This is a genomic window from Streptomyces melanosporofaciens, assembly GCF_900105695.1.
GTDB lineage: Bacteria > Actinomycetota > Actinomycetes > Streptomycetales > Streptomycetaceae > Streptomyces > Streptomyces antimycoticus.
Window position 1 is genome coordinate 9,638,821 of record NZ_FNST01000002.1, and the last position, 12,387, is coordinate 9,651,207.

The 12,387-nt window shown below is 71.5% G+C and carries 11 protein-coding genes and 2 pseudogenes; 4 read left to right on the forward strand and 9 right to left on the reverse strand.

What is annotated here, in order from left to right:
- Nucleotides 1-142: 142 nt before the first annotated feature.
- Nucleotides 143-748 carry a GOLPH3/VPS74 family protein gene (locus BLV72_RS43675; protein WP_093470882.1) on the forward strand — a complete coding sequence of 202 codons (606 nt, stop codon included), beginning with the start codon at nucleotides 143-145 and terminating at the stop codon, nucleotides 746-748.
- A gap of 24 nt (nucleotides 749-772) precedes the next feature.
- Here BLV72_RS43675 and BLV72_RS43680 read toward each other — a convergent pair whose 3' ends face one another.
- The 6 genes from BLV72_RS43680 to BLV72_RS43705 all read right to left on the reverse strand — a co-directional run bounded on the left by BLV72_RS43680 (nucleotide 773) and on the right by BLV72_RS43705 (nucleotide 5,876).
- Entirely contained in the window at nucleotides 773-1,537 is a 765-nt protein-coding gene (locus tag BLV72_RS43680) for an SDR family NAD(P)-dependent oxidoreductase (RefSeq protein ID WP_093469426.1), read from the reverse strand.
- 117 nt (nucleotides 1,538-1,654) lie between these two features.
- Complete coding sequence (locus tag BLV72_RS43685; protein ID WP_093469428.1) at nucleotides 1,655-1,849, reverse strand: ferredoxin; 195 nt, start codon at nucleotides 1,847-1,849, stop codon at nucleotides 1,655-1,657.
- A 14-nt stretch (nucleotides 1,850-1,863) separates the two neighbouring features.
- Nucleotides 1,864-3,093 carry a cytochrome P450 gene (locus tag BLV72_RS43690; protein WP_093469429.1) on the reverse strand — a complete coding sequence of 410 codons (1,230 nt, stop codon included), beginning with the start codon at nucleotides 3,091-3,093 and terminating at the stop codon, nucleotides 1,864-1,866.
- Nucleotides 3,094-3,179: 86 nt separating this feature from the next.
- Nucleotides 3,180-3,824: a TetR/AcrR family transcriptional regulator gene (locus BLV72_RS43695; RefSeq protein WP_093470883.1), complete on the reverse strand. Its 645-nt coding sequence runs from the start codon at nucleotides 3,822-3,824 to the stop codon at nucleotides 3,180-3,182.
- A 195-nt stretch (nucleotides 3,825-4,019) separates the two neighbouring features.
- Nucleotides 4,020-4,679, reverse strand: coding sequence for a response regulator transcription factor (locus BLV72_RS43700; protein WP_093469431.1), 660 nt, complete (start codon nucleotides 4,677-4,679; stop codon nucleotides 4,020-4,022).
- A gap of 15 nt (nucleotides 4,680-4,694) precedes the next feature.
- Nucleotides 4,695-5,876, reverse strand: a complete 1,182-nt coding sequence (locus BLV72_RS43705) for a sensor histidine kinase (RefSeq protein WP_093469432.1) — start codon at nucleotides 5,874-5,876, stop codon at nucleotides 4,695-4,697.
- A gap of 157 nt (nucleotides 5,877-6,033) precedes the next feature.
- On the opposite strand from BLV72_RS43705, the gene BLV72_RS43710 reads away from it, so the two are divergent.
- Complete coding sequence (locus BLV72_RS43710; protein WP_093469434.1) at nucleotides 6,034-6,273, forward strand: hypothetical protein; 240 nt, start codon at nucleotides 6,034-6,036, stop codon at nucleotides 6,271-6,273.
- Nucleotides 6,274-6,321: 48 nt separating this feature from the next.
- On the opposite strand, the gene BLV72_RS43715 is transcribed toward BLV72_RS43710, so the two are convergent.
- Both BLV72_RS43715 and BLV72_RS43720 read right to left on the reverse strand, forming a co-directional pair.
- On the reverse strand, nucleotides 6,322-8,892 hold the full coding sequence (locus tag BLV72_RS43715; RefSeq protein ID WP_208905935.1) for an alpha-L-arabinofuranosidase C-terminal domain-containing protein: 2,571 nt from the start codon (nucleotides 8,890-8,892) through the stop codon (nucleotides 6,322-6,324).
- Nucleotides 8,893-9,007: 115 nt separating this feature from the next.
- A complete protein-coding gene (locus BLV72_RS43720) occupies nucleotides 9,008-10,015 on the reverse strand; it encodes a LacI family DNA-binding transcriptional regulator (protein WP_093469437.1) in 1,008 nt (335 codons plus the stop codon).
- Nucleotides 10,016-10,127: 112 nt separating this feature from the next.
- On the opposite strand from BLV72_RS43720, the pseudogene BLV72_RS43725 reads away from it, so the two are divergent.
- Nucleotides 10,128-11,281: pseudogene (locus tag BLV72_RS43725) on the forward strand (Gfo/Idh/MocA family protein).
- A 19-nt stretch (nucleotides 11,282-11,300) separates the two neighbouring features.
- Here BLV72_RS43725 and BLV72_RS43730 read toward each other — a convergent pair.
- Complete coding sequence (locus BLV72_RS43730; RefSeq protein ID WP_093469439.1) at nucleotides 11,301-11,618, reverse strand: alpha/beta hydrolase; 318 nt, start codon at nucleotides 11,616-11,618, stop codon at nucleotides 11,301-11,303.
- Nucleotides 11,619-11,620: 2 nt separating this feature from the next.
- Between BLV72_RS43730 and BLV72_RS52345 the strand changes: the two are divergent.
- Nucleotides 11,621-12,380 (forward strand): annotated as a pseudogene (locus BLV72_RS52345) (MGH1-like glycoside hydrolase domain-containing protein).
- Nucleotides 12,381-12,387: the final 7 nt, after the last annotated feature.

The following is a 12,387-nucleotide window of genomic DNA, read 5'->3' on the forward strand; positions in this document are numbered from 1 at the left end:
CGTGGCGAAGCGGCCGCGCGGGCCCATGAGTGGGGAGCGACCGGATCCTGAGCCGCCGGTGACCGGAGACTGCGGGACACGTCGGCGGACAGCCCCGCGCTCGCGACGTATCGTGGCTGAGGGACGGCGAGCGGAGCGTTTCATGACCACACCGCGGGATCTGTTGATCGTCACCCTGGACGTGGCGCCCATGCGGCCCCTGGAGCGGGGCGATCTGTCGCTCGCGCTCGCGGGAGCCGAGCTGATCGACCTCCTCGACGCCGAAGCGCTCGGGATCGAGGACGACCGCATCGTGCCGGGCCTGTGCCCGCCGACCGGGGATCGCCTGCTGGACGAGGCCGCGTCCTCGTTCGTCGGCCAGCCGCCGTACGAGCCGGTGGGCGATTGGCTGTGGCGCAGAGGCCGCGGTCTGTCCCCGGCCTATCTGGACGCACTGGAGGCCGCGGGACAGATCACCCGGCGACGCCACGGCTGGCTGCCGCTGCGCGCCGGTGAGGCGGTGCCGGTGGACTCGGCCGCCCGCCGCCACGCGATGGACCGCTGGGCCTCGGACGAGCCCGTCCTCGCGTCTCTCGCGGCGGCCATCGGGGTCCGCGAGCAGCCCGCGGGAGACGCCGCGGGCGCGGCCGGCGACGCGGCCGTAACCGTGCTCGCCGCCGTCAACGACGCCGTGATGGAGCTGGAAGCCGAACGGCAGCGGCGGGCCATCGAGGAAGCGGCCTTCGACAACGTCTGGCGTGGCGAATGACCGCATGGCCGGTTCGCCACCGCGTCAGACGGCCGACCAGCCGTTGTCGACGGGCAGGATGACACCGTTGACATTGCTCGCGGCCTCGGAGGCGAGGAAGAGGATGGCGGCGGCCTGCTCCTCGGCCGTGGCGATCCTGCCGACGGTCGCGGCATGGGCTCCGATGACGGCCGGACCATGCGCTCCCGGCCGGGCGTCGACCCGGATGGCGGTGGCGGTGCCGCCGGGGGCGATCGCGTTGGCCCGGATCCCCTGGTCCCGGTACATCACCGCGAGGGACTTCACCAGGCCCACCACACCGTGCTTGGCGGCGGTGTAGGCGGCACCGGCCGTACTGCCGCGCAGCGACGCCTCCGAGGCGGTGAAGACGATCGCGCCCCGGCCCGCCGCCAGCATGTGCGGCAGCGCGGCCCGGGTGAGCATGAACGGGGCCGTCAGATTGACCCGCAGCACACGGTTCCATTCGGCGTCGTCGGTGTCCGCGACCGCCGAGAAGCGGTCCATGATGCCGGCGTTGTTGACCAGCACGTCCAGGCCGCCGAACTCCTCCACGGCCGTGGCGACGACCTCGTCCACCACCCGCTGGTCGCCCAGGTCGCCGACGACGGCCCGGGCCGTGCCTCCTTGTGTCCCTATGGCCGCGACGACTTTTTCGGCGCCGTCCCGGTCGAGATCCGCGACCAGCACCCGCGCCCCCTCCCGGGCGAGCGCCAGGGCGGTGGCCCGGCCGATTCCCGATCCCGCCCCGGTGACGATGACGCCATGACCCTCGAGTCCGGTGCTGCTCACGTGTTCCTTTCCGCGCGGCGATGCGTGCCGCGCCGACCGTGGGTGTTCTTCCGCATGGGTCGGCGGAGGCGGTGGGCCCGCCTCCGCCGCGACATCATGGGTGCCCGAGCGCGTTCGTCAGTCCTGGATCTCGATGGCCAGGGCAGGGCACACCGCCGCGGCGTGCCGGACGTCCTCGGCCTGCCCGGCCGGGGGCTCGGGGGTGAGCAGCACGACGATGCCGTCCTCGTCGCGCTGGTCGAAGACCTCCATCGCGGCGACCACACACTGGCCGGAAGCGACGCACTTGTCCTGGTCGACGGTCACTTTCATGAGCTTCTCCTTTGTCACCAGGTCACGGGCAGTTCGTAGACGCCGTAGACGGATCCGTCGTGCTTGAACGGGATCCGCTCCAGCTCGGTGGCCGGCCGCAGCGTGGGGATGCGGCGGTAGAGGGTGTTGTAGACGACCTGGAGCTCCATCCGGGCCAGCGGCTGGCCCAGGCACTGGTGCACCCCGAAGCCGAAGGCCACATGGCGGCGGGCGTCGCGCCGCAGGTCCAGCCGGTCGGGCTCGGCGAACACATCGGGGTCCCGGTTGGCGATGTCATTGGCCAGGATCAGCCCCTCGCCCGCGCGGATCACCTCCCCGCCGATCTCGATGTCCGCCACTGCCACCCGGCGCCGCCCGCTGTGGGTGATGTGCAGATAGCGGAGCAGCTCCTCCACCGCCGAGGAGATCAGCTTGGGGTCGTCGGTCTCGCGCAGCAGGGCGAGCTGATCGGGGTGCTCGAAGAGCGCGAGGGTGCCGAGCGCGATCATGTTCGCGGTGGTCTCGTGTCCCGCGATCAGCAGCAGCACACCCATCTGCGCCGCCTCGTCGCGGGCCAGCTCGCCCGCGGTGACCCGCCCGGCCAGCCCGGACAGCAGATCGTCGACGGGATGGGCGATCTTCTCGCCCATCAGGTCGTCCAGATAGCCGATCAGGTTCCCATGGGCGGCCGAGCGCTGCTCGGGGGTGACGTTCCGGTTGATGAGGACCTTGCTGTTCTCCTGGAAGAAGTCGTGGTCGGCGTAGGGCACTCCGAGCAGCCGGCAGATCACCAGCGAGGGCACCGGCAGGGCGAACGCCTCCACCAGGTCCACCGGGTTCGGACCGGCCAGCAGCTCGTCGATCAGATCGTCCACGATCTTCTGCACACCGGGCCGCATCGCCTCCACCCGCTTGATGGCGAACGGCGCCGTCACCATCCGCCGCAGCCGGGCGTGCTCGGGGTCGTCCTTCAGGATGAAGCTGACCCCGGTGCCGCCGGGCGGCATCGGGGCCTGCCGGGGATAGCCGGGCCGGTTGATGTCGGCGCTGACCCTCGGGTCGCCCAGCAGCGCCCGCTGATCGGCGTACCCGGTCACCAGCCACGGAGTGCTGCCGTCCCACAGGCGGACCTTCGCCAGCGGGCCCTCCTGCTGCATGTCCCGCAGCCCCGGGGGCGGGTCGAACGGGCAGCCCGCCGCCCTGGCCATCGGAAACTCCGGGGCCCGCGCGGCGCGCTCGTCCACCGGGTTCACTGTGCTGGTCATCGCTCCCTCAATTCGTTTGAGGCGTGTGGTGAAACCCCCGTTGTCCCCCGACGGCCCTCACGGACCGCTGATGTGCGGAGCCGCGCTCAGTGGGTGACGGGCGCCAGCCACAGCCCGACGATGCCGTCGATCAGGCCGGTGGCGGCGTCATGCCAGCTGGACCGGGGCGTGGCGGTGTTCTCGGCGAGCGCGCGCTCCCGCTCGGCGCACATGTGCAGGATCAGATTGCGCGCCATGGCGCCGCGCTCGATGTGCACCTCGATCGGCAACTCGGGGAGGCACCGGTTGAACCCTTCGATGGTGTGCCGCAGCGCCGGGGAGGCCAGGGACTCCTCGGTCATGATCTCGTGGAGCGCGGGATCGGTCATCACCTGGGCGCAGAACCGCGCGTACCAGGTCGGGCTGGACAGCTCCGCCAGGTGCTCGAGGACCGGGCGCACCAGACAGGCCACCCAGTCCCGTACGTCGGTGGAGTCGCCGATCTCGTCCAGCAGCCGTTGGCGCAACCGCTCGACCTGCTCGGCGTGTTGCCGGGCGATCGCCCGTACCAGGTCGGCCTTGGCGCCGAAGTGGTAACCGACCGCCGCGTTGTTGCCCTGTCCGGCGGCCTCGCTCACCTGGCGGTTGGAGACCGCGTACACTCCGCGCTCGGCGAACAGCCGCTCCGCGGCGGCCAGGATCGCCTCTCGCGTGGCATCGGCCCGTTCGTGCCGTACGGTCCTGGCGGCCACGATCAGCACCTCCCCGGCACGAGCGGTCGCTCGCCGTTTCCTCGATCCACGACGCTCTCCCTCGGGTTCCGGGGTGGTCATCGACATGATCAGGCAACCCCATGGGTAACCTTAAGTCAAGCGACTGATTTAAGTCAGGGTGTCATCGGAGCCACGCGCGCCACCGCTGAGACCCCACGGCGTGAGGAGCGTCGTTCAGCCGCCGTACGACTGGCCGGCGTCGTGGACCAGCAGGGCGATCTGGACGCGGTTGTTGAGGTCCAGCCGGGTCAGGATGCGCGACACATGGGCCTTCACCGTCGGCAGCGCCAGATGCAGCTCCCGGGCGATCTCCGCGTTGGAGCGGCCGCCCCCGACCGCCCGGGCCACCTCCCGCTCCCGCTCGCCCAGCAGCGCCAGCCGGGCCCGGGCGGCGGTGGCCCGGTCCTCCTGCCCGCCGCCCGCCACCTGCTCGATGAGGCGGCGGGTGACGGCGGGGGAGAGCACCGGATCCCCGGCGGCCACCGTCCGGATGGCCGTGACGATGTCCTGTGGCGGGGTGTCCTTGAGGAGGAACCCGGCCGCCCCGCCGCGCAGCGCCCGCAGCACATGCGCGTCGGTGTGGAAGGTGGTCAGCACCAGCACCTCCGGGGCGCCGGGCCGGGCCCGGAGCTCGGTGGTGGCGGTCAGCCCGTCCACGCCCGGCATCCGGATGTCCATCAGCACCACATCGGGCCGGTGCGCGGCGACCAGGGCCGGCACCTCCGCCCCGTCGGCGGCCTCCGCGACGACCTCGATGTCCGGGGCGCCGCCCAGCATCAGGCGCAGCCCGGCCCGTACGATCGCGTCGTCGTCCACCAGCAGGACATGGATCACCCGCGCCGTCCTCCCTCACCCCTGGCCCGCGGCGGACACCGGGTCCGCCGCGGGCCAGGGTAGCCAGGCGCGGACCCGGAAACCGTCGTGGGCCGGACCCGCGCTCAGCTCGCCACCGGCCAGCCGGGCCCGTTCGGCCAGTCCGATCAGCCCCTGCCCGCCGCCTTCGCCACCGCCGGTGTCCACGGCCGCTCCGGGTGGCGGCGCGTTGCGGACCTCCACCGTCAGCCGGTCGGCCGGGCCCCTGGCCACCCGTACGGTGACCGCGGCGCCGGGCGCGTGTTTGCGCGCGTTGGTCAGCGCCTCCTGGACGATGCGGTACGCCGTCCGCCCCACCATGGGCGGCGGGGCCGGTCCGTCGGGCGGCCCGGTCAGCTCGATCCGGCCGCCCGCCGCCCGTGCCTCCGCCACCAGCCGGGCCAGGTCCGCCAGTTCGGGCTGGGGCCGCTCGTCCTCCGCAGGTCCCGCGCGCAGCACCCCGATCACCTCGCGCAGATCCCGCAGCGCCAGATGGGCGCTCTCCCGGATCACCCCGGCGGCCTTTTCGATCTGCTCCCGGGGCGCGCTCGTATGGAACTCCAGCGCCCCGGCGTGCACGCTCAGCAGCGTCAGCCGGTGCCCCAGCACATCATGCATCTCCCGCGCGATCTCCTCCCGCGCCTCCCGGCGGGCCCGCTCGGCCCGCAACTCCGCGTCCGCCTCGGCCAGTTCGGCGCGCTCCCGCAGTGAGGTGATCAGCTGTTGCCGGGACCGCCGGAACAACCCCCAGCCGATGGCCCCGGCGATCAGCGCGAAGTACGTCAGCGCCGAGCTCTTCCGGTCCCCGGACACCTCCGGAAGCTGCCACAGAAAGGCGGGAAGCGGTACGAAGGCCACCGCCGCCACCCATGCCGTGGCCCGCCACGGCCGGGTCGCGGCCACCGTGAACACCGCCACCATCGCCGGACCGGTCAGATAGTGCGACGCCTCGCTCCCCGCCAGCAGCAGCGCCACCGCCAGCGCCACAGGCCACCGCCGTCGCAGCAGGACCGTCGCACACCCCAGCCCGCCGATCACCTGGTCGACGGTCCGCCACAGCGGATCGAGGCGGTCCTCGATCGGGATGGAATCCGAGCTGGCGGCGGCGAAGCAGGCGGCGAAGAGCATCAGCCCCAGATCGGCTGCCCAGTCCCGGCGGGTGCGGTGGATGCGGCGCATGTCCCGGCAATCTACGCGGACCCGGCGGCGGAGCGAGGGTGGGTGCCGCGAGCGGATACTTAAGTACGACCCCCGGTGGTGGGCGGTGTTCTTTGGTCATCGCCTCGCCGCCTTGTGCCCGATCCGCCGCCCGGGTCGGCCCGCCTAGGTTCGGGCCATGACATCCACCAAGGACACCTCCCCGCTCGCCGCCGTGTCGCATCTGCTCTCCTTCGCCCTCGTCGTCGGTGGCGGAAGCGGTCTGCTGCACGAATGGTGGGGCTGGCTCCACTTCATGGGTTTCGTCCGTTTCGTCGTCCCCGACGGCTATGAGGTCTACAGCTATGTGGTGATGGTCGTCCTCGGCCTGGCGGTGGGCGCGGCGGGCGGTGCGCTCGGCGATCGAAGCCGCGGATGAGATCGCGGCCGATGACCACCCCGGTCACCGGCCGCGGTTGACGCGTCGTTACTTCCGCGTCGCGATCCGCAGACACGTGATGGAATGGGCCGGGAAGGTGTGACTGAAGGTGGTGTCCACACCGTCGAGAGTGGAACTGCTCGGTGTGATGGGCTGATCGGTGGCGCTGTTCACCGCGTCCGGGTCGCCCTGGAGTGTGGTCAGTCGGGCGGTGCGCCGGACCTTGACCCCCTGGCCGAGGTCGATACGGGTGCGAGCGGCCGCGTCCTGGGCGTTGACGACCTTGACGATGAGCTCACCGGTGGCCTTGTCGCGCGTCACCACCTGGCGGAACGGCTCGGGGACCTTGTCATCGGTGAACGCGCCCCACTTCTTCCCGTCCAGGTACAGGGTCACCTGCCGGCCGCGGACCTCGACCCGCACGTCGTACGCCCGGCCCGTCTCGATCGTGGTGCCGTCCTCGGCCATCGTCTGCTTGGCGCCGTCGGTGGCCTTCTCCACGGCGGATCGGGTGTTGCCCCAGCCACCGAGGTTCCACCAGTAGTAGTTGCCGGTGTCCTTGACCCCGAAGGCGATGAGGAAGCCCTCGCCGCCCGCGCGCTTGGTGGCCTTCAGCTTCAGGTCGTAGTTCTGCCAGCCGCGGTCGCCCGCGGTGACCATGGTGTTCTCGGCACCGGTGTCGGACTGCACATACGCGCCGTCCCGCACCTGCCAGGAGCCGGTCCCGGTGGCCTTCGTCCACTTGGCGTCGCCGCCCGAGAAGTCGTCGCTCAGCAGCGTGGCCCCGTCCGCCGAGGTGACCTGGACGTCGTCGTACGCGGCGCTGGTGGCCCAGGTGGACAGGCCGACGGCGCCGGTGATCGGGCCGGAGGGGAGGGACGGGGTGGCGGACGCCTCGCTCGGCACGACCTGGTCGCCGACGTTGTTCATGAACAGCTTCTGGGTCTCATAGCTGGTCGAGCCCCAGGCGGTGGCGTTGTCGTACCAGATCAGATCCGGCCGCCACTGGAGGTAGTCCTTGTTGGCCAGCAGCGGCGCGTAGGAGGCCATCTTCACCACATCGGCGTTGCGCTCCAGGCCGGTCATGTACGCGGCCTCGGCGAGGGAGTTGCCGAAGCGATTGTCCTGCGAGGCGTATTCACCGAGGAACACCTTCGGTCCCTGGCGGTCGTAGGAGTCGTAGCGCTTGTTGTTCTCCAGGAACCACTGGGGGCTGTTGTAGTAGTGCTCGTCGACCATCTTCACCTTGGCCGAGCGGTTCAGCTCCCACGCGCGGTCGAAGGTGACACCGCTGTCGTCGGGCCCGGAGTTGCTGATCACCGTGATCTCCGGGTGCTTGGCCTCGATGGCCTTGCGGAATGCGGTGAAGCGCGCGAAGAAGGCGTCGGGGAGGTTCTCCTCGTTGCCGACCTCCAGACGGTTCAGCCCGAAGGGCTTCGGATGCCCCATCGCCGCGCGCTTCTTGCCCCAGGTGGAGGTCACCGGACCATTGGCGAACTCGATCAGGTCGAGGGTGTCCTGGATATGCCGCTTCAGCAGCTCGGGGTCGTCGGTGGCCTTGTTCTGGCCGCAGCCGGTGACGAGGGCGGGCACCACGGGCAGCGGTGTCGCGCCGATGTCCTCGGCGAACTGGAAGTACTCGTAGTAGCCGAGGCCGTAGGACTGGTTGTAGCCCCAGAAGTTGGCGTTGGTGGGCCGCTCCTCGACCGGGCCGACGGTGTCCTTCCACTGGTAGGACCGCTTGCGCTCCCAGTCCGGTGCCTCGTACGCCCGGTGGCTGCCGGTGTTCACCAGACAGCCGCCGGGGAAGCGCAGAAAGCCCGGCTTCAGCGCGGCGATCTTCTCCGCGAGGTCCTTGCGCAGCCCGTTCGGACGGCCCTTGTAGGTGTCCCGGGGGAAGAGGGAGACCATGTCCAGCCGGAGGGTGCCGCCACCGCCCGCGGTCACGGCGAGCCGTCCGGTGGTGTCCGTGGCGCGCGCGGTGAGCGTACCGGTGTACTTCGTCCAGCGGTCCCCGCGCACGGTGGCGCGCAGCGGCGTGGCGAGCGCGGTGCCGCCCGAGGCGGTGTGCAGACCGATCGTCAGCGGGGTGCCCGAGGGGTTCTCGGTGCGGGCCCACACCGAGAAGTCGTAGGTCTTTCCGGCCCGGACCGCGATGCCGGTGTTGTATCCGGCGTTGGTGACGCCGTATCCCGCCCCGGCGCCACCGCCGTCCCCGCGCAGGTCCAGCCGCAGATAGTTGCGGTTCTTCTCGCCCAGCCGCGCCGCGTCGTTCATCACCCGCGCCGTGCCGGTGGCGCCGCCGGTCGTGGTCTCGGTCCACGAGGTGAGCGGCGTGTACGAGGCGTGGTCGGCGGTGTCGTACTCGAAGGACCGGTTCTGGACCAGCTCGGCGTAGAGCCCGCCGTCCGCGGCGCGGTTGATGTCCTCGTAGAAGATGCCGTACATCGCGTCGTCGATCTCCGGGCCCGCGCGGTCCGGATCGACGGTGATCGAGTAGTCGGTCACGGCCGCGGAGGAGGCTCCGGCGGCCGTGGGACCGGTGAGCGACGCGGCGGCGAGCGAGGTGGTGAGCAGAGCGCTCAGGGTGAGGCCGAGGCCCGGTCTGATGCGTCCCATTGATCGCATGGCGACTCCTGTACCGCAGAATGTTCGAAATATCGGACACTGCTCAGTACTTCGGACGGACGATAGGCAAGGGACCGACGGGGCGTCAATGGGCGGTGGGTGAAGGTCAGTCGGCCGATCGCGGCGGCGCGGTCGTACCGCGGATCTCGAGGGCCGGAGCGGTGAGGGCGACCTCGCCGGGACGGGCGGGGTCGGCGATCCGGTCGAGCAGGCGGCGTGCGGCGCGACGGCCGATGTCGTGGTTCGCGTTGTCCACGGTGGTGAGCCACAGATGGCGCAGCCGCGCGAGATAGGTGTTGTCGTAGCCGACGAGGGAGACGTCGTGCGGCACCCGCAGGCCGAGCTCCTCGGCGGCCGACAGGGCGCCGACCCCCGCCATGTCGTTGAACGCGAAGACGGCGGTGGGCCGGTGCGGCGCGCCCAGCAGCCGGACCGTGGCCCGGTAGCCGCCCTCCTCGGTCAGATCGCCCTGCTCCACGGCCGCCGACCCGGACAGGCCGTGCTCGCGCATGACCGCCTCGAAGCCACGGCGGCGCAGCTCGCCCACCACTCCCTGTCCGGCGATATGGGCGATGCGCCGGTGGCCGAGGCCGATGAGGTGCTCGGTGGCGAGGCGGGCGCCCAGTTCGTCGTCGCCCGCGACGATGTCCACGTCGGGCAGTACGGGCTCGCGGGTGCCCGCGACCACCGTGGGCACCCGCGCGGCCGCCGTGCGCACCGCCGCCGGGTCCGGGAGCGTGCCGACCGCGATCAGGCCGTCGACCCGCAGCTCGGTGAAGGTGTGGGTGAGGTCCTCGCCGAGCCGCCGGTTGAGCCGGCCATCGGCCAGCAGTGTCCGCAGACCGCTCGCGTACAGCTGGGAGTTGAGGCCGTCGAGCAGCTCCACGAACCAGGGGTTGCGCAGATCGTTGAGGAGTACCCCGACGGTCCGGGTGCGCCGCTCGCTGAGGCTGCGCGCGGCGGCGTTGGGCCGGTACCCGAGCTCCTCGACGGCGGCCAGGACGGCCTGCCGCTTCTCGGGGCGCACTTGCTCGGAGCCGCGCAGCGCCAGGGAGACCAGCGACTTCGACACTCCGGCCCGTTCGGCGACATCGCGGATCGTCGGTGGTCTCATGGTCTGGACCGTTCCATAGGGCGGACGTGGTTGTCAAAGGGGTTGACACCCTGCCGACAGGGCTTCCAGTGTGGGCCGGGAGATTTCTGGAACGGTCCAAAGAAGGGTAGTCATGGTGAGTACGCTCGGGGTCGCCGTCGTGGGATTCGGCTGGATGGGGCGGGTGCACACCCAGGCGTACGTCCGGCTGCCGCACCACTTCCCGCAGCTGTCCGTACGGCCCGAACTGGTCGCCGTCGCCGACGAGGTGCCCGGACGGGCCGAGGAGGCCGCCGGGCGGTACGGTTTCGCCACCGCCGTCCGGGACTGGCAGGAGGTCGCCGCCGACCCCCGGATCCAGGCCGTGAGCATCGCCGCGCCGAACTTTCTGCACCGCGAGATCGGCATCGCCATGGCCCGGGCGGGCAAGCACATCTGGATCGAGAAGCCGGTCGGGCTCACCGCCGACGACGCCCGCGCGGTCGCCGCCGCCGTGGCCGAGGCCGGGGTCCAGGGCGCGGTCGGCTTCAACTACCGCAACGCACCCGCCGTCCAGACCGCACGCGCCATGATCGCCGCCGGGGAGATCGGCACCGTCACCCATGCCCGCGTCCGCCTCTTCAGCGACTACGCCGCCCACCCCGAAGGTGCCCTGACCTGGCGGTACGAACGTGCGCGTGGCGGCAGCGGAGTGCTGGGCGACCTCGCCTCGCACGGAGTGGACCTGGCCCGTTTCCTGCTCGGTGAGATCGACACCCTGACCGCCGACACCGCGGTGTTCGTGCCCGAGCGGGCCCGTCCCACCGGCGCCACCGCCGGCCACACCCGGGCCACCGGCGGCGAGCTGGGTCCGGTGGAGAACGAGGACTACGTCTCCTGTCTGCTGCGCTTCGCCTCCGGCGCCCGCGGGGTGCTGGAGGCGTGCCGGGTCTCGGTCGGCGAGCAGAACACCTACGGCTTCGAGATCCACGGCACCAAGGGCGCGGTCTTCTGGGACTTCCGGCGCATGGGCGAACTCGGCGTCAGCCACGGCACGGCCTACCAGGACCAGCCCGTCTCCACCGTGTACATCGGCCCGGACACGGCGAGTACGCCGCCTTCCAGCCCGGCGCGGCCAACAGCATGGGCTATGACGATCTGAAGGTGATCGAGGCCTACCAGTTCGTGCGCTCCATCGCCGAGGGCACCGCCTACGGCGCCACTTTGGACGACGCCGTGCACAGCGCCACCGTGCTGGACGCCATGGCCCGCTCCGCCGAGCGGGGCACCTGGGTGAGCCCCGGCTGAGCTGCGGAGAAGCCCCGCGTCACGTTTCTCGGCGCGGCCGCAGGGCGCGGCGGAGGACCGCTGCCTCCTCGGCCAGTTCGCGCCGGGACACCTCGGCGGTCGGGACACCCACCGACCCGTGGAACGTGCCGGGAAAGAGGTGGAGTTCCACGCTGACCCCCGCCGCCTGGAGTGCGAGCGCGTAGGCGATTCCCTCGTCGCGCAGCGGATCGAACCGCATGGCGGTGATGTACGCGGGCGGCAGGTCGCTCAGGTCTGTGGCGCGGGCCGGGGCGGCATAGGGGGACACGTCGTCGGTGCCGGGTATTCCGGTGCCGAGACAGCAGGACCAGCTCAGCCGTGCGCTGGGCCGGTCACGCCATCGCGTGGGCCCGGCTCGACGACCCGAGAGCCGAGACGGAGCTGCGCGCCGTCCTGGAGGGCCAACTCGACGGTGGCATGGTGCCGCACATGCGCTACGGTCCGGCCGGGCCCGACACCTGGCTCGGGCCGCTCCGGGCCACCTCCTCCCTCACCCAGCCGCCGATGTTCGGGCACGCCGCGCGCGTTCTGGCCGACCGCGGCCGCAGGCCGTCCGACGAAGTGCTGCTCAGGGCACGGTCCGGCCTCGACTGGCTGTGGGAGAAGCGCCGGACGGACCTCGGTCTGATCTACATCGTCCATCCCTGGGAGGACGGCAACGATCACGCGCCACGCTTCGACGACTGGGGCCCCGGGCCGCACACCCGACGACTACGACCGGGCGGCCCGCACCGCGTGGAACAAGCGGCAGGTGGAGCATCTGCGCTTCGACACGGACGGCGCCGCGCTCGCATCCAGCGCGTTCATGTCGTGCACCGCGGGCTTCAACGCGTACACGGCGTTCAACATGTCCGAACTCGCGCAGATACTCGGCGATCCGGAACTCGCCGAGCGCGCCCGTCTCCTGGCCGACGCGATGGACAGGCATCTGTGGGATCCGGACCAGGAACTGTGGAACGACCTGGCCCTGGTGGGCGGCTGCCCGTCCACGGCGATTCCGCTCAGCGACGGCGTCATGGGCGCCCTGTATGGAACCGTGGTGAACGCGGCGCAGGCCGAGGTGAGCACGCGGGCCTGAACCGGCG